At 68.9% G+C, this 16,687-nt stretch carries 14 protein-coding genes; 10 read left to right on the forward strand and 4 right to left on the reverse strand.

Annotated features, from left to right (window positions below):
- Window positions 1–97: 97 nt before the first annotated feature.
- The 3 genes from TSO5_RS00005 to TSO5_RS00015 all read right to left on the reverse strand — a co-directional run bounded on the left by TSO5_RS00005 (window position 98) and on the right by TSO5_RS00015 (window position 2,858).
- Entirely contained in the window at window positions 98–1,402 is a 1,305-nt protein-coding gene (locus TSO5_RS00005) for a hemolysin family protein (protein WP_109149691.1), read from the reverse strand.
- Window positions 1,403–1,427: 25 nt separating this feature from the next.
- Window positions 1,428–2,189 (reverse strand): exopolysaccharide biosynthesis protein, encoded by a 762-nt coding sequence (locus tag TSO5_RS00010; protein ID WP_109149692.1) that lies wholly within the window; start codon window positions 2,187–2,189, stop codon window positions 1,428–1,430.
- Between the two features lie 180 nt (window positions 2,190–2,369).
- Entirely contained in the window at window positions 2,370–2,858 is a 489-nt protein-coding gene (locus TSO5_RS00015; RefSeq protein WP_247870499.1) for a response regulator, read from the reverse strand.
- A gap of 167 nt (window positions 2,859–3,025) precedes the next feature.
- On the opposite strand from TSO5_RS00015, the gene TSO5_RS00020 reads away from it, so the two are divergent.
- Together TSO5_RS00020 and TSO5_RS00025 are read left to right on the forward strand one after the other, a co-directional pair.
- A complete protein-coding gene (locus TSO5_RS00020) occupies window positions 3,026–5,224 on the forward strand; it encodes an ATP-binding protein (RefSeq protein ID WP_109149694.1) in 2,199 nt (732 codons plus the stop codon).
- Window positions 5,225–5,258: 34 nt separating this feature from the next.
- On the forward strand, window positions 5,259–5,867 hold the full coding sequence (locus TSO5_RS00025; protein WP_109149695.1) for a transcriptional regulator: 609 nt from the start codon (window positions 5,259–5,261) through the stop codon (window positions 5,865–5,867).
- Between the two features lie 29 nt (window positions 5,868–5,896).
- Here the strand turns inward: TSO5_RS00025 and TSO5_RS00030 are convergent, their stop codons facing one another.
- A complete protein-coding gene (locus tag TSO5_RS00030; protein WP_109149696.1) occupies window positions 5,897–6,400 on the reverse strand; it encodes a helix-turn-helix transcriptional regulator in 504 nt (167 codons plus the stop codon).
- 585 nt (window positions 6,401–6,985) lie between these two features.
- Between TSO5_RS00030 and fliF the strand changes: the two genes are divergently transcribed.
- Genes fliF through TSO5_RS00070 form a run of 8 tightly spaced genes read left to right on the forward strand, consistent with a single transcriptional unit; the run spans window position 6,986 to window position 16,679 of the window.
- Window positions 6,986–8,647, forward strand: a complete 1,662-nt coding sequence (gene fliF, locus TSO5_RS00035; protein WP_109149697.1) for a flagellar basal-body MS-ring/collar protein FliF — start codon at window positions 6,986–6,988, stop codon at window positions 8,645–8,647.
- 47 nt (window positions 8,648–8,694) lie between these two features.
- Window positions 8,695–9,471, forward strand: coding sequence for a FliH/SctL family protein (locus tag TSO5_RS00040; protein WP_109149698.1), 777 nt, complete (start codon window positions 8,695–8,697; stop codon window positions 9,469–9,471).
- Window positions 9,472–9,505: 34 nt separating this feature from the next.
- The gene (fliN, locus tag TSO5_RS00045) at window positions 9,506–9,823 is read left to right on the forward strand and encodes a flagellar motor switch protein FliN (protein ID WP_085083374.1); all 318 of its coding nucleotides are present in this window, start codon (window positions 9,506–9,508) and stop codon (window positions 9,821–9,823) included.
- On the forward strand, window positions 9,823–10,779 hold the full coding sequence (locus TSO5_RS00050; protein WP_109149699.1) for a MotA/TolQ/ExbB proton channel family protein: 957 nt from the start codon (window positions 9,823–9,825) through the stop codon (window positions 10,777–10,779). The genes fliN and TSO5_RS00050 overlap by 1 nt, the downstream gene beginning before the upstream one ends.
- Window positions 10,780–10,783: 4 nt before the next feature.
- Window positions 10,784–12,343 (forward strand): sigma-54 dependent transcriptional regulator, encoded by a 1,560-nt coding sequence (locus TSO5_RS00055; RefSeq protein WP_109149700.1) that lies wholly within the window; start codon window positions 10,784–10,786, stop codon window positions 12,341–12,343.
- 40 nt (window positions 12,344–12,383) lie between these two features.
- Window positions 12,384–14,561 carry a flagellar biosynthesis protein FlhA gene (gene flhA / locus TSO5_RS00060; protein WP_109149701.1) on the forward strand — a complete coding sequence of 726 codons (2,178 nt, stop codon included), beginning with the start codon at window positions 12,384–12,386 and terminating at the stop codon, window positions 14,559–14,561.
- Between the two features lie 46 nt (window positions 14,562–14,607).
- Window positions 14,608–15,885, forward strand: a complete 1,278-nt coding sequence (locus TSO5_RS00065) for a GTPase (protein ID WP_109149702.1) — start codon at window positions 14,608–14,610, stop codon at window positions 15,883–15,885.
- Complete coding sequence (locus tag TSO5_RS00070; RefSeq protein WP_109149703.1) at window positions 15,882–16,679, forward strand: MinD/ParA family protein; 798 nt, start codon at window positions 15,882–15,884, stop codon at window positions 16,677–16,679. Before TSO5_RS00065 ends, TSO5_RS00070 begins: the two co-directional genes overlap by 4 nt.
- Window positions 16,680–16,687: the final 8 nt, after the last annotated feature.

Below are 16,687 nucleotides of genomic sequence, written 5' to 3' on the forward strand. Positions count from 1 at the left end.
GGGTGGCCACCCCCAGCAGCTCGATCCGTCGGAGACACTATAAGCCAAACTCAACATACAAGGGATGGGGAGGGGGCATCAAGAGTAAACGCCAAACTCACCCCTCCGAAACTTCCGGGTTCAGCTGGATCAGCACCTTGTCGATGCGGCGGCCGTCCATGTCGACGACCTCGAAACGGATGCCGTTCCAGTGGAAATGCTCCGCCGCGGTCGGAACGTGACCGAAATGATCGAGAAGGAAGCCGGCGATGGTGTGGAAATCGCCCTCCCCCTTCATGTTCTTCACGCCGACCAGCGCTTCGACCTCTTCGACCGGGGTCATGCCGTCGACCAGCCAGCTGCCGTCCTCGCGCTGGACGGCGGCAGTGTCGCCTTCGTGGCTGCTGTCGGGCAGTTCGCCGGCGATCGCCTCCAGGATGTCGGTCATGGTGACCAGACCCTCGACGCTGCCGTACTCGTCCACCACCACCGCCATGTGGACGCTGGCCTGCTTGAACAGGTCGAGCAGGCGGAAGACCGGCGTGCCGTCATGGACGACCAGCGGCTGGACCATCGCCGCCCGGATGTCGAAGGAAACCCCCTTCAGCGACTGGTCGAGCAGCGCCTTGGCCGCGACGATGCCCTGCAGCTCGTCAACGTCGCCGCGGCAGACCGGGAAGCGGGAATAGCCGCTGTCGCAGATCTCGCGGCCAATGGCGTCGGGACTGTCGTCGATGTCGAGCCAGATCAGGTCGGGGCGCGGCGTCATGATCGACCGCACCGTGCGGTCGGACAGATGCATCACTCCCTCGATCATCTGGCGCTCGGCCGGCTCGAAGACGCCGCTCTGGGTGCCTTCGGCGATCAGGGTCTTGACCTCCTCCTCCGTCACCGTCTGCTCGCGCGAGGTCGGCAGGCGCAGAAGCTTCAGCACCGCGTCGCTCGACACGCCGAGAAGCCAGACCACCGGGGCCGACAGGCGCGACACCGTCCGCATCGGGGCGGCGACCATGGCGGCGATCCGTTCCGACGAGATCAGGGCGACGCGCTTGGGCACCAGTTCGCCGATGATGAGGGAGAAATAGGTGATGGCGGCGACCACCAGGGCGAACGCGACGGTGTGGCCGTAGGGGGCGATCCAGGCGACCTGCTCGTCCAGCACGCCGCCGAGCCGTTCGGCCAGGGTGGAGCCGCCATAGGCGCCGGCGATGATGCCGGTCAGGCTGATGCCGACCTGCACGGTGGACAGGAAGCGGCTCGGATCCTCCGACAGCTCCAGCGCGGCGCGGGCGCCCGCGCCGCCTTTCTCCTCGGCCATCTGCTGAAGCCGGGCGCGGCGCGCCGACACCAGCGCCATCTCCGACATCGCGAAGAAGGCGTTGAGCAGGATCAGCAGGACGATGACCAACAGTTCCCAGATCATGGCGTTGTGCCCTTAGGGCGCTCCCTCAACCGATCAATTGTTGCGCCACGGCGACCGCCGCCTGCCCGAGACCGAGCAGGACGGCGGCGATGATGGCGATGGACAGAAGGCCGGCGATCAGGCCGGCCGAGACGAAGGCACCGTCGGATTCCATCAGCCCCAGCGCGATCAGCGCGATGGCGAGGGCGGGGGGCTGGTTTCCGAAAACGATGGGAAGGGACAGGATGCCGGCCAGAATCATCACCGCCAGCCCCAGCAGCCGTTCGGCGGTGGGCCCGGCCAGCGCCGGCATGCGTGGCCGCAGATGGCGCTCCACCCGCTCCACCCAGGGTTTGGCCCGGCGGATCACGCCCAGGAAGGCCTTGCGGTCGAAACTGGCCGCCAGCATGCGGCGCGGCAGCCAGGGGCCATGCCGGCCCAGCGCCATCTGGGCGCCGAGCAGGATCATCGGCACACCGGTGGCAGTCGACAGGCCGGGAACCGGCAGCACGTTGGGAATGGAAAGGATCAGCAGCAGCGCGCCGAAGGCACGGTCGCCCAGCGCGTCCATAATCTCGCCTAGCGAGATTCGAGAAGACGTCTCGCCGAGCGAGATTCGCGACGATGTCTCGCCAAGCGGGATGCGGGAGAGGGCGGCCGGATCGTTGGAAAGGGGATCGCCGGTGGCGGCGCCGCGCGTCAGGAAGTCGTCCAGCAGGTCCGAAACGCGCGCACAACTCCCTTCCGCACTGGGATGGGGTGCGTCGTACGACCTGGGGGACGACCCGGGAGGTCGATCTTTGCTCACGGCTCTCCCCGATGCCGGAAACGGGATCGGAGCGGGCCGGGCGAAGGATGGCAGGAACCCATGGACCTTTCGCGTCGCGGCGGTAGCGATCTCCCTTCTACAGGAAGGGCAGCGAAAGCGCCAGCGCCGGTTGAGGTCGGACCGGGGAACGGACAGCAGGGCGCCCCCTGCCCGTCCAGGCTATTGGCGCTTCTGCATGACGAAGGTCAGGCGCTTCGTAAGGTCGGCCTTCGAGACCGGTTTCACCAGATAGCCGGAGATGCCGTAGGCGATGGCGCGCTTCACCACATCCGCCTCGCGGTGGCCGGTCAGCACCAGCACCGGCAGGTCGGCAAGCGGGTTGCCGGTGGCGGTGCGCAGGGCGTGCAGGAGATCCAGCCCGGTCATCCGCGGCATTTCCAGGTCGCAGATCGCCACGTCGACGTCCTCGCCGTTCTTGCGCAGGATGTCGAGCGCCTGGACGCCGTCCGCCGCCTCGAACACCGTCCGCAGCCCGATGTCGTGCAGCAGCCGGTAGATCAGCTTGCGGGTGAAGTCGTCGTCCTCGACCAGAAGCACACCGAGATCATGTATCGTCCGGACCTGGCGGGTCCGCCCACCTGCCTCCACCACCATGACGCTCTCCGCTCCGCCTGTGTTCACCCGGACGCTGGCCGCGCGGCCGGACAACACAGTTTTCTGGATGTATTGTTGCGCAGTCGTTAACGGAATCGCCATTGCCGGACGGCGGACACCCGGATCCCGCCGACGGGGAATGGCAATCGGGCACGCAACGTCCTATCCTTGCCACCCGCCGTAAGGCCAGCCCCTCCGAACCGATCAGGACCGCTCCTCCCTTGACCCCGCCGCCCGCCGCCCCCCTGTCCCCCTTCGGCAGTTCGCCCGAGGCGGCGATGCTCGCCGCCGTGGTGGAGGCCAGCGGCGGCGGCATCGCCGTGTCCGACGCCACCCTTCCCAACCACCCCATCATCTATTGCAACCGCGCCTTCCTGGAGATGGTCGGCTATGCCGCCGACGAGGTGATCGGCCAGGACGGCAGCTTCCTGCAGGGGCCGGGTACCGATCCGGAGACCGCGGCAGCCATCCGCGCCGCGCTGGCCGAGGCGAGGCCCCTGTCGGTGGAGGTGCTGAATTACCGAAAGGACGGCACCGCCTTCTGGAATGCGTTGAACCTGCAGCCGGTGCCGGGGCCAGGGGGAGAGTCCGATGGGCGGGCGCGTTGGATCGCCGCCTCCTGCGCCGACGTCACCCACAGCCGCCGGTCGCAGGAGGAACTGCGCGCCGCCGAGGAGCAGCTGACCAAGCTGGCGGCCGAGACCTTCGCCCTGGCCGAAAAGCTGGACGGCGCGCGGGAGGAGGCGGAGGCCGCCCGCATCGCGGCGGAGAACGCCAGCCGCGCCAAGTCGCGCTTCCTGGCGATGATGAGCCACGAGCTGCGCACGCCGATGACCGCGGTGATCGGCATGGGCGACCTGCTGATGGGCAGCGGGCTGAACGACCAGCAGAAGGCCTTCGTCAAGACGCTGCGCTCTTCGGCCGACACGCTGATGACGATCCTGAACGACGTGCTCGACTTCTCCAAGATCGAGGCGGGACAACTGACGCTGGAGGAGATCGACTTCTCGCTGCCCCGGCTGGTGGAGGACGTGGTCCAGCTGTTCCTGGTGCGGGCGGCGGCCAAGGGGCTGAGCCTGTCGGCCTCCATCGCCGAGGACACGCCGCGCCACATCCGCGGCGATCCCACCCGGCTGCGGCAGGTGCTGTTCAATCTGGTGTCCAACGCCATCAAGTTCACCGACCGCGGCGCCATCGAGATCGCCGTGTGGTCGCCGGACCCTCCTGTCGGCCCGCCGGGCGACTTGGGCGCGCCAGGGGACTTGGGCGCGCCAGGGGACTTGGGCGCGCCGGATGGCTCCGTGATCCTGCGGTTCGAGGTGCAGGACAACGGCATCGGCATGACGGCGGAGCAGCGCGCCCGCCTGTTCGACGCCTTCGTCCAGGCCGACGTGTCGACCAGCCGCAAATATGGCGGCACCGGGCTGGGGCTGGCGATCTGCAAGCGGCTGGTGGAGGCGATGGGCGGCGAGATCACCGTCTCCAGCGCGCCCGGCCGCGGGTCCACCTTCCGCTTCTCGATCCGCAGCCGACTGGCGGAGGCGCAGCCGGCCGCCGACCTCGGTTCCCGGCCGGCCCTGTCGGCGGCGGAGATACCGGAGCCGACGCGGGTGCCGCTGCGGCTTCTGCTGGCCGAGGACAACGACATCAACCGCATGCTGATCGTCGCCATGATGACCCGCATCGGCCACCAGATCGACGCGGTGACCGATGGGCGGGCGGCGCTGGCCGCGGTCACGGCGGCCGATTACGACGCGCTGATCCTGGACATGGAGATGCCGGTGCTGGACGGCCGGTCGACGGCGCGGGCGATCCGCCGGATGGACGGGCCGGTGGCGCGCATCCCCATCGTCGGGCTGTCGGCCGACGCCCTGCCGGAGCATCGCGACGGCCATATGGCGGCCGGGCTGGACGCCTATCTGACCAAGCCGATCGACTGGGAGCAGTTGAACGCCGTGCTGATCGATCTGGCGACCCGGCCGCAGGACGGGCGGGTGGTGCCGATGCCCTGCCGCCCGGCGGCGGAGGGCGGCCAGTTCTCGTCCCTGCCGCTGGTCGACCGGGTGAAGCTGGCGGAGCTGCGGCTGGCGCTGGGCGGCGAGGCGCTGGACGGCATGCTGCAACTGCTGCCGGAGACGGCGTTGCGCGAGCTGACGGCGATCCGCTCCGCCCTGCAGGCCGGCCGGCCGAAGGAGCTGAAGCAGGCGGCCCACACGCTGACCGGGCTGGCCGCCAATTTCGGCGCCCCGCGCATGGCCGCCATCGCCCGCGCCATCAACGACAGCCCGGCCGACACCGAAAAGGTCGCGGCATTGCTGCCCCTGCTGGAGACCACCGTCGCCGCCACCAGCAGCCTGGTGCGCGACCCGGCAGAAAGTATCCCCTCTCCCCCCGGGGAGAGGGAGATTACGCGCGGTTGAGCGGCGCGGGACCGATCTGCTAGAGACTCCAGGGATGAAGAAAGCAACGCCGAAGCGGCGCGGCGGGTCGCCGCGCGTCACCCATCCCGACCAGTTCGATCTGCTCGACGTGCCCGAGCCGACGGCGGTGATGATCACCTATTCGGGCCGGACGGTGGATCTGGAGCGGCCGGACTTCGGCCCCTTCGACATCGAGGACATCGCCCGGCCGCTGGCCTACCAGTGCCGCTTCGTCGGCAACACCCAGCGCTTCTTCAGCGTGGCCCAGCACTGCGTCCTGGCCAGCCGGCTGGCGCCGCAGGGCTATGCCTACGACGCGCTGATGCATGACTGCGAGGAGGCCTTCACCGGCGACTGGCCGACGCCGTGGAAGGTGCGGATCGGCCGCGACGCCATCCGACAGGCGGTGGAGCCGATCAAGAGCGCGCTCGCCCTTCGCTTCGGCTTCCGCCATCCGGAGCCGAAGGCGGTCAAGCTGGCCGACCAGCGGGCGCTGGCGACCGAGCTGCGCGACCTCTGCGCGCCGCACCGCGTCAACTGGCGCGACCTGCCCGACCCGGACGAAACCGCCATCGTGCCGCTCGGCCCGGAGGAAGCGCTGGCCGATTTCCTGGAGCATTACCGGCGGCTGAAGCCGGCCTGAGCCACCTGGCCCGAGACCGCTGGCCGGCGTCAGGCGTGGCCGCCCTGCTCCGCCCGACGGCCACGGCCGCGCTTGGGCGCCGGCGCCGCGCCGGTGGAGGCCCCGTCGGCCTGCTGCTCCGCACAGCGCTCGGCAAGCTCGCGGATGGCCGCGCGGATCTGCGGGTCGCGGATGCTCTGGAAATAGCGCGCCAGCATCAGCGCCTCGCGCGATTGCAGCGTGTTCTCCTGCTCCTCGCCACCGGCCGCCGCCGGCATCTCGCCGCCCTCGCCCGCCTGCTGGCGGTTCTCCAGCCCTTCGAAGAAGACGGAGACGGGCACGCGGAAGAACTGGCCCAGCTTGAACAGGCGGCTGGAGGACACGCGGTTGAAGCCGCGCTCGTACTTCTGCAATTGCTGGAAGGTCAGCCCCAACGCCGCGGCGACGTCGCTCTGGCTGAGGCCGGCGAGCATGCGCAGCTCCCGCAGGCGCTGGCCGACGAACACATCGACCTCGTTCAGGCCTTCCTTCTTTTCGCGCCCACGCCGTTTCATGGCTTTTCCCCTTCGATCCTGTACTGGTCCGCACTGGTCCCGGCAGCCGACTCCTCCCGCCGCCATCCGGAACGCCCACACTGGCGCCGAAGCTTAGGAACACGTCGCCGGGAAGACGAATCGGCCGGTCACGGGGACGGAATGCAACTCAGCTATGACCGCGACCTACCGATGTCAACCGCCGCTGGACCAGTTACCTCTTTTGGGCAGGGTGGTTTTCGCGGGAATCAGCCGGTTGGTCATAGGGCCGCACTCTTTTCGCGCATTGAGCGGTATCGCCCTACCCACAGTCGCGTCTGGCGGGCGGCTCCGCTCACGCCCGAAGCCGGCTGCGGCATTGTGACCCAAGGTTGCGAGCGAAGCCGTTGCACAGCCGCCGCAGGGCTGCAACATTTGCGGGGCACTAGGCATATTTTGCCGGGCGCCCGGCAAAAACTGCCGCCGATTAACCCTCTCTTCATCAAGACACCGCAGCATGCCCCAACATAGGCATGCCCGGCGCGGAACTTGCACAAACCGTCTCGCAATCGCGAAACGGAGACGTGTGGAGAGTATGCCGGGAAGATTTCCGATCGGGGACCGCGCGTGAACAACCTGCTGCAGACCTTGCGCAATCTCGGACCCGCACGCCTTGCGGCGATCGGCGGCGTCGGGCTGTTGCTGATCGGATTCTTCGTCTATCTGACCACCCGGCTGTCCACGCCGGAAATGGAACTGCTCTATTCCGACCTCCAGCAGTCGGAGGCGGCGGCCATCGCCAAGAAGCTGGAGGAGGCCAAGGTCCCCTACAGCGTCGACAAGTCCGGCACCAAGATCACCGTCCCCGCCGATCAGGTCGGGCCGATGCGCATGCGAATGGCGGCCCAGGGCCTGCCGTCGGGCGGATCGGTGGGCTACGAGCTGTTCGACAAGGGCGAGGGGTTCGGCGCCACCAGCTTCATGCAGAACATCAACCACCTGCGCGCGCTGGAAGGCGAGATGGCGCGCACGGTGCAGACGCTGAACGGCGTCATGCAGGCCCGCGTGCATCTGGTGCTGCCCAAGCGCGAGCTGTTCGCCCGCCAGCAGAACCCGGCGACCGCCAGCGTCTTCCTGAAGCTGCGCCCCGGCGCCAAGCTGAGCCGCGAGAACATCCAGGCGATCCAGCAGTTGATCGCCGCCTCCGTCCCCAACCTGGATCCCAACCGCATCTCCATCGTCGACGACAAGGGCAACCTGCTGGCGCGCGGCACCGGCAGCGACACCGCCGAAGCGATGATGGCGAGCGCGGAGGAGAAGAAGCAGGCCTATGAGGGGCGGATGGCCCGCACCATCGAGGATCTGCTGGGCCGGACTCTGGGCTACGGCAAGGTGCGGGCGGAGGTGTCGGCCGACCTCGACTTCGACCGCATCACCACCCAGTCGGAAATCTTCGATCCGGAAAGCCAGGTCGTCCGATCGACCCAGACCGTCAACGAATCGAACGAGAGCAGCGACCGCGACCCGCTGGCCCCGGTGACGGTGGACCAGAACCTGCCCACGGCCCAGGCCAGCAGCAGCGCCAGCCCGCTGTCCTCCAACAAGTCGTCCCGCGCCGAAGAGACGATCAATTACGAGATCACCAAGACCACCAAGTCCCATGTCCGCGAGGCGGGACAGGTGCGCCGCATGTCGGTCGCCGTGCTGGTCGACGGCACCTATCAGAACAACAAGGACGGCGCGCCGACCTACCAGCCGCGCAGCGAGCAGGAGATCGAGAGCATCAAGGCGCTGGTGCGGTCCGCCGTCGGGCTGGACGCCGTGCGCGGCGACTCGCTGGAAGTGGTGAACATGCGCTTCTGGTCGCCCGAGGACGACATCCAGAAGCCGGAAGAGCTGTTCATGGGCATGACCAAGGACGACCTGTTCCGCATCGCGGAGATGGTCGTGCTGGGCATCGTCGCCGTCCTCATCATCCTGCTGGTCATCCGCCCGCTGATCTCCCGCGCCTTCGAGAAGGCGGAGATGCAGGAGGAGGACGAGATGGACCGCCTGCTGACCGATCAGGCCGGCATGCCGGCCGCGCTCGCCGCCCCCACCGGCGCGCTGGCCCAGGATCTGGCGCTGGAAGCGGCGCAGGCCGACGAGGAACTGGAGCAGATGATCGACATCAACCGGGTGGAAGGCCGCGTCCGCGCGTCCTCCCTGCGCAAGGTCGGCGAGATCGTCGACAAGCATCCGGAAGAGGCGGTCTCCATCCTGCGCAACTGGCTGTATCAGGAGAGCTGAGCGATGCCGGCCTCCGTTTCCACTGAATTCGAGGAAGGGACGCGGCGATGAGCGTGCGCAAATTCCTCTTCGACGAGTCCTTCGACGTGGACGCCGTTCCCCGCATGACCCATGTGGAGGACGACGACCTGCTGCCCGAGGACGAGCTGTCGGCCCATCCGGAACCCGAGCCGGAGCCGGAACTGCCGCCCGCCCCGACCTTCGGCGAGGAGGAGCTGGCCGCCGCCCGCGCCCAGGGCTACGAGGAGGGCATGGCCGCCGGCAAGTCGGCGGGCACCTCCGAGGGCTACGGCAAGGGCTTCACCGACGGCATGGCCGCCGGCCAGAACACCGGCTACGAGCGCGGCAAGACGGAGATCGAGGCGACGGTGAACAACCGCATCGCCAACGCCCTGTCGCAGATCGCCGACGGGGTGCAGCGGTTGCTGGCGGAGCGCGAGGCGGGCAACGCCGCGCGCGGCGAACAGCCGGTCCATCTGGCGCTGGCCATCGTCCGCAAGCTGCTGCCCGAATGGGCGCGGCGCGGCGGCATGGTCGAGGTCGAGAGCATGGTCCGCGCCTGCCTGACCGACCTGATCGACGAGCCGCGGCTGGTCATCCGGGTGGCCGAGGATACGATGGGTCTGGTGCGCGACCATCTGGACGAAACGGTGGGCTCGCGCGGCTTCGGCGCCAAGCTGATGGTGATCGGCGACCCGTCGATCGCCCCCGGCGGCTGCCGCATCGAATGGGCCGAGGGCGGCATGGAGCGGGACACCGCCCAGCTGCTGGCCGAGATCGAACGCCGCGCCGCGCACATGCTGGAGGCTCCGGCCCCCGTCTAAGGGGTGTCCGGAATGAAGGAGGTCCGAGACCGACATGCCGAGCGACAATTTCTCGCTGAACGATCTGCAGGGTGGCGATGGCGACGACTACGCCAGCCCCGGAATCACCAAGGATCTGGAGGCGGTGTACGACATCCCCGTCCAGATCTCCGCGGTGCTGGGCAAATCGACCATGCAGGTGGCGCAGCTGCTGAAGCTGGGCCGCGGCGCGGTGGTGGAGCTGGACCGCAAGGTCGGCGAGGCCATCGACATCTACGTCAACAACCGCCTGGTCGCCCGCGGCGAGGTGGTGGTGGTGGAAGACCGGCTGGGCGTGACCATGACGGAAATCATCAAGTCGGACCGGGGCTGATGGCGATTTCGTCCGACAGCACCGCGTCCCGCGCGAAGGGCGCCGCCGGCAATGGCGCAGGCGGCGGCCCCCGTGCCGCGGCCCAGGCCGAGCCGGCTGCTGCCCACACCGGCGCCCAAACCGGCGCCACCGCGCCGGGGCGGAGCGTGCGGCTGCGCGGCGGGCTGGACGTGGCGACGCTGGTCGGGCTGGCCGCCGCCGCCGGGGTGATCCTGATCGCCATCACCACCGGCGGGTCGGCCCGCGCCTTCCTCGATCCGCCCTCGCTGCTGATCGTGCTGGGCGGAACGCTGGCGGTCACCACCGCCTCCTTCTCGCTGGGCGACGTGGCGGTGGCCTGGAGGAACGCGGCGGCGGTGCTGGTCCACCAGACGCTGGACCCCAAGGGCGTGGCGCGGCAGGTGATCCTGCTGGCCGAGGCCGCGCGCCGGGCCGGGCCGGAGACCCTGCGCAACGTCCTGCCGGAACTGCGCGGCGAACCCTTCCTGCATCGCAGCGTCACCCTGATCACCGAAGGGCTGCCGCCCGACGCCATCGAGCGGATGCTGACCGGCGAGGTCGAGGCCACCGCCGGCGGCCACGGCAAGAGCGCCGGCGTGCTGCGCCGCGCCTCGGAAGTGGCGCCGGCCATGGGGCTGATCGGCACGCTGGTCGGTCTGGTGCAGATGCTGGGCAGCCTGAGCGACCCGTCGGCCATCGGGCCGGCGATGGCGCTGGCGCTGCTGACGACCTTCTACGGGGCCGTGCTCGGCAACGTCGTCCTCTCCCCGCTCGCCGCCAAGGTGGAGCGGGCGGCGGAGGAGGACGCGCTGGTCAAGACCCTTTACACCATCGGCGCCGTGTCCATCGCGCGCCAGGAGAATCCGCGGCGTCTGGAGATGCTCCTGAACGCCGTCCTGCCGCCTGGAAAGCGGATCCAGTATTTCGACCGGGAAGCCCCGAGAGTGGGAGCGTAAGGCTATGCGTCTGCTGATCGTTGGAACGTTGGAAGGCTACATCACCGCCGCCGGCAAGATCGCCATGAAGCGGGGGGCCAAGGTGTCGCACACCGACAGCATCGAAGGGGCGCTGAACGCCTTGCGTGCCGCCGCCGGCGCCGATCTGGTGATGATCGACGTCAAGCTGGACATCGCCACCTTCATCGACAGCCTGAAGTCGGAGCGGATCACCATCCCGGTGGTCGCCTGCGGCATCGGCACCGATGCGGCCGCCGCCGTGCGCGCCATCCGCGCCGGTGCCAAGGAGTATCTGCCGCTGCCGCCCAATGCCGAGCTGATCGCCGCGGTGCTGGAGGCGGTTGCCGAGGAAAGCCATTCCATCGTCTGCAGCGACCCCGCCATGCTGGCGACCCTGCGGCTGGCCGAGCAGGTGGCGCCCAGCGACGCCTCGGTGATGATCACCGGCGAGAGCGGCACCGGCAAGGAGCTGATGGCCCGCTTCATCCACCGCAAGAGCCGGCGGTCCGGCGAGCCCTTCGTCGCGGTCAACTGCGCCGCCATTCCGGAAAACCTGCTGGAATCGGAGCTGTTCGGGCATGAGAAGGGCGCCTTCACCGGCGCCGTCGCCCGGCGTCTCGGCAAGTTCGAGGAGGCCAACAACGGCACCCTGCTGCTGGACGAGCTGTCGGAGATGCATCCGCGCCTGCAGGCCAAGCTGCTGCGCGCCATCCAGGAGAAGGAGATCGACCGCATCGGCTCCAGCCAGCCGGTGAAGGTCAATGTCCGCCTGATCGCCACCTCCAACCGCAATCTGGAGGCGGAGGTCCGCTCCGGCAATTTCCGCGAGGATCTGTATTTCCGCCTGAACGTGTTCAGCGTGGCGATCCCGTCCCTGCGCGAACGCCCGGCCGACATCCCGATGATCGCCGAGCATTTCCTGAAGAAATACGCGGAGGCCAACGGGCTGGGCGAGAAGCGCCTGACCGAGGACGCGATGCTGATGCTCCAGACCCATCACTGGCGCGGCAACGTGCGCGAGCTGGAAAACACCATGCACCGCGCCGTCCTGCTGTCGCGCGGGGAAGAGGTCGGGCCGGAAGCGATCATGCTGACCAGCAAGCTGCTGGCCCCGGAAGGCAGCGCCCAGGCCTCCATCCCCAGCGATTCGCCGGTCGCCAACCCGTTCGCCGGTCCCGGCGGCACCGTGCCGGCCGCGCCCTCCCAGCCGCAGCAGCCGTCCACCCCGCTGGTGGTTCCGCCGCAAGGCGCCTTGCCGAACAGCTACGGCCCGCCGAAGGGTGGCAAGCCCGGCCCCTACGGCATGGCGGCCAACAGCAGCGCGGCGGCCGCCGCCAGCGCCGGGACCAGCGGCGCCGGCTTGGCGGCGCTGATCGGCCGCACGGTGGCGGATGTCGAGCGCGACCTGATCCTGGAGACGCTGACCCACTGCCTGGGCAACCGCACCCATGCCGCCAACATCCTGGGCATCTCGATCCGCACGCTTCGCAACAAGCTGAAGCAGTATGGCGACGAGGGCCGCAACGTGCCCACCCCGGGCAACGACGAGCGGGCGACGGCCTGACGCCGCCTTGCGGTCCGGGACTTGAGCGGCGGGAGCATCCATGGCGCTGACGGAGCAGAATAGCGGCGGGGGCGGCGGCGGGGGTGGCCCCGGCAACATGGCCGCCTTCGGCGAGATGTGGTCGGTCGCCAAGTCGTCGCTGAAGCGCGGCGACGTGGCGATGGCCATCGGCATCCTGATCGTCGTGGTCGGGCTGATCATGCCGCTGCCCAGCGTCATGCTCGACATGATGCTGGGGCTGAACGTCACCATCTCCATCCTGATCCTGATGGTGGTGCTGTTCATCTCCAAGCCGCTGGAGCTGTCGTCCTACCCGACGATTCTGCTGATCACCACGCTGTTGCGCCTCTCGCTCAACATGGCGTCCACCCGCCTGATCCTGACGCATGGACATGAGGGCACGTCGGCCGCCGGCCATGTGATCGAGGCCTTCGCCAGCCTGGTCATGGGCGGCGATTTCGTCATCGGCGTCATCATCTACGCCATCCTGACCATCGTGAACTTCAAGGTCATCACCGCCGGTTCAGGCCGCATCGCCGAAGTGGCGGCGCGCTTCACCCTGGACGCCATGCCCGGCAAGCAGATGGCCATCGACGCCGACCTGTCGGCCGGCATGATCGACGAAGGCACGGCGCGGGCGCGGCGCAAGGAGCTGGAGGACGAAAGCGCCTTCTTCGGCTCGATGGACGGTGCGTCGAAGTTCGTGAAGGGCGACGCCGTCGCCGGCTTGATGATCATGTTCATCAACATCATCGGCGGCGTGACCATCGCGGTGCTGCGCCACGACATGCCGGTGATGACGGCGCTGGACACCTTCACCAAGCTGACCATCGGCGACGGTCTGGTGTCGCAGATCCCGGCGCTGGTGATCTCGATCTCCGCCGGCTTCCTGGTGTCGAAGGCCGGCATGGGCGGCTCGACCGACAAGGCGGTGGTCGGGCAGCTGACCGGTCACAGCCAGGCGCTGGCCCTGTCGGCCGGCGCCATCGGCGTGCTGGCCCTGCTGCCGGGCATGCCGATCCTGACTCTGGCCCCGGTCATCGGCATCGTCGGCGCCGCCGCCTGGTACATGCCGCGCCTGCGCGCGAAGAAGGAAGCGGAAGAGGCCGCGGCGGCGGAGGAAGCGGCGGCGGCCGGCGGAGCGCCGGGCGGCATGCCGGGTGGCGGGCCGGCGCCGGACGAGCCGATCGCCACCGCTCTCGCCATCGACCTGATCCGGCTGGAGCTGGGCTATGGCCTGCTCTCCCTCATCAACCAGCCGCAGGCAGGAAGCCATCGGCTGACCGACCAGATCAAGGGCCTGCGCCGGCAGATCGCCGGAGAGGTCGGCTTCGTCATGCCGGCGGTGCGCATCCAGGACAATCTGCAGCTTCCGCCCAACACCTACATCATCCGCGTGAAGGAGATCGAGGCCGGGCGCGGCGACATCCGGCCCAACATGCTGTTGGTGATGGACCCGCGCGGCGACGCCATGAGCCTTCCCGGAGAGCAGACGGTGGAGCCGACCTTCGGCCTGCCCGCCATCTGGATCGAGCCGGGTTACCGCGAAGAGGCGCTGTTCAAGGGCTACACCGTGGTCGATCCGTCGACCGTGGTGACCACCCACCTGACCGAGCTGATCAAGGACAACATGCCGGAGCTGCTGTCCTTCACCGAGACGCAGAAGCTGCTGGACGAGACCGACAAGGAACACCAGAAGCTGATCGCCGATGTGGTGCCCAGCCAGATCACTGTGGGCGGATTGCAACGGGTGTTGCAGAATCTCCTTGCCGAACGGGTCTCGATCCGGGATCTTCCCACCATATTGGAAGGGGTATCCGAAGCGACCAGCCAGACCCGCAGCATCACCCAGATCACCGAGCATGTGCGGTCCCGCCTTGCCCGGCAGATTTGCGACGCGAACACGAACGAGATGGGCTTCATCCCGCTCGTCACCCTGTCGCCCGAATGGGAGCAGGGGTTCGCCGAATCGCTGGTGGGCGACGGCGACGACAGGCAGCTGACGATGGCCCCGTCCCGCCTGCAGCAGTTCATCACCTCCGTCCGTCAAACCTTCGAGCGACATGCCATGATGGGCGAGAGCCCCGTACTGCTGACCAGCCCGCTGATCCGGCCCTTCGTCCGCTCCATCGTCGAGCGGTTCCGGCCGGCGACCGTGGTCATGTCGCAGAACGAGATCCACCCGAAGGCCCGCATCAAGACCCTGGGGCAGATCTGATGGTGCGTGCCGTTCCCCCCTCCTTAGCTGACGGAAGGCGCTGCCGATGCGGCTGAAGTCCTTCCACGCCAAGACCATGTCCGACGCCATGCGGATGGTGCGCCAGTCGCTGGGCGACGACGCCATCATCGTCGCCACGCGCGAGGAGGAAGGCGGCGGCGTGCGCGTCACGGCGGCGGTGGAAGAGGACGACCTGCCGCCGGCCCAATCCTCCGGCACCGCGCGCGGCGGCCGGGGCAAGGCGCCGCCGAAGCCGGTGGAACCCGAGATCGACGTGGGCGAGGTGGTGGCCGACGCCCTGCAACGCCATGGCGTGCCGGCGGCGCTGGCCGAACAGCTGATCGATGCGGCGTCCGGGCTGGACACCGAGGATCCGCGGCTGGCGCTGGGCTCGGCGCTCGATTCCTTCTTCACTTTCAACCCGCTGCCCGACGGCCGGTCGCCGGTGAAGCCGCTGGCGCTTGTTGGGCCGCCGGGGTCGGGCAAGACCCTGGTCGCGGCCAAGCTGGCGGCGCGGGCGGTCTTCCGCAAATGCTCGGTCGGCGTCATCACCACCGACACGGTGCGGGCCGGCGGCGTCGACCAGCTGGCCGCCTTCACCCGGCTGATGAAGCTGAAGCTGGCGACGGTGGAGGACCCCGACGCGCTGGCCGGCGCCTTCGAGGTGCATCGCCGCACCGACCTCGTGCTGGTCGACACCGCCGGGCGCAACCCGTTCGACGCCGAGGACATGCAGGACCTGCGCGCCATGCTGTCCGCCGGGGAGGTGGAGCCGGTGCTGGTGCTGCCGGCCGGGCTGGACGCGCTGGAGGCCGCCGACATGGCGCTGGCCTTCAAGGCGGTCGGCGTGCGCCGCATGCTGGTGACCCGGCTGGACATCGCCCGCCGGCTGGGCAGCGTCCTTGCCATCGCCGCGCGCGCCCGGCTGTCCTTCTGCGACGCCAGCATCTCGTCCAAGGTGGCGGAGGGACTGACGGCGTTGAACCCGCTGGCGCTTGCCCGCATGATGATTCCGGCCGAGGAGAAGGCCCCCGCCGTGAAGGAGCCGGCGCCGCGCCGCGCCGCCCGCACTGCGGCGTGGGACGAGGACGACGACATCGGCGAAGGCGGCCAGCCGGATCATGAGCCGGACCATACGCCCGAGCGCAAGCCGAAGTTCGGACGGGGCTATGAGCCGGAGGACGACGAGCCGGAGATCGAGCCGGCACCACCACCGCCGCCACCGCGCAGGGCCGCCGCCGCGAAGCCGACGAAACCAGCATCCGCAAAACCCGCAACCAAGGCTAAGGCCGCCAGTTCCCCCTCGTCGAGGACCCTGCCATGACCGATCCGGTGTTCCCGGCCGCCCTCAAGAACGTTCGCCCGCTGCGCGGCGCCAACGTCATCGCCGTGGCCAGCGGAAAGGGCGGCGTCGGCAAGACGTGGTTCTCCATCACGCTGAGCCACGCCCTGACCAAGGCGGGCATGAACACGCTGCTGTTCGACGGCGATCTGGGCCTCGCCAATGTCGACATCCAGCTGGGCTTCTCGCCCAAGAACGATTTGGGTGCCGTCATCAACGGCGAGGTGACGCTGGCCAAGGCGGCGCAGCGCTTCCCCGACACCGGATTCGACATCATCGCCGGCCGCTCGGGATCCGGCACGCTGGCGCAGTTGCCGAGCCAGCGCCTGTCCGGCCTGCGCAATGACCTGCTGGAGCTGGCGAAGAGCTATGACCGGGTGGTGATGGACATGGGCGCCGGCGTCGACCGCACGGTGCGCACCCTGTCCGGCCCGGCCGGCACCACGCTGGTGGTGACGACGGACGAGCCGACCTCGCTGACCGACGCCTATGCCTTCATCAAGCTGACCCACGCCACCAACCCGTCCGCCGACCTGCGGATCGTGGTGAACATGGCGCAGAGCGTGAAGGACGGCGAGCGGACCTACGGCACCATCCTGAAGGCCTGCCAGAACTTCCTGAAATACAAGCCGGCGCTGGCGGGCATCATCCGCCGCGACCTGAAGGTGCGCGACGCCATCCGCAACCAGACCCCGCTGCTGACCCGCTCGCCCTCCAGCGACGCGGCCCGCGACGTCGAGGCGATCGTGCAGCGGCTGCTCGCCAGCGCCAAGTAAGGACAAGG

Source organism: Azospirillum sp. TSO5 (assembly GCF_003116065.1).
Lineage (GTDB): Bacteria > Pseudomonadota > Alphaproteobacteria > Azospirillales > Azospirillaceae > Azospirillum.

Bases quoted from the DNA above. Each gene is read 5' to 3' on its own strand.
- TSO5_RS00070 (WP_109149703.1), top strand. From the start codon at position 15,882: ATGACCGATCCGGTGTTCCCGGCCGCCCTCAAGAACGTTCGCCCGCTG.
- TSO5_RS00025 (WP_109149695.1), top strand. From the start codon at position 5,259: ATGAAGAAAGCAACGCCGAAGCGGCGCGGCGGGTCGCCGCGCGTCACC.
- TSO5_RS00065 (WP_109149702.1), top strand. From the start codon at position 14,608: ATGCGGCTGAAGTCCTTCCACGCCAAGACCATGTCCGACGCCATGCGG.
- fliN (WP_085083374.1), top strand. From the start codon at position 9,506: ATGCCGAGCGACAATTTCTCGCTGAACGATCTGCAGGGTGGCGATGGC.
- TSO5_RS00040 (WP_109149698.1), top strand. From the start codon at position 8,695: ATGAGCGTGCGCAAATTCCTCTTCGACGAGTCCTTCGACGTGGACGCC.
- TSO5_RS00005 (WP_109149691.1), bottom strand. From the start codon at position 1,402: ATGATCTGGGAACTGTTGGTCATCGTCCTGCTGATCCTGCTCAACGCC.
- flhA (WP_109149701.1), top strand. From the start codon at position 12,384: ATGGCGCTGACGGAGCAGAATAGCGGCGGGGGCGGCGGCGGGGGTGGC.
- TSO5_RS00030 (WP_109149696.1), bottom strand. From the start codon at position 6,400: ATGAAACGGCGTGGGCGCGAAAAGAAGGAAGGCCTGAACGAGGTCGAT.
- TSO5_RS00055 (WP_109149700.1), top strand. From the start codon at position 10,784: ATGCGTCTGCTGATCGTTGGAACGTTGGAAGGCTACATCACCGCCGCC.
- TSO5_RS00050 (WP_109149699.1), top strand. From the start codon at position 9,823: ATGGCGATTTCGTCCGACAGCACCGCGTCCCGCGCGAAGGGCGCCGCC.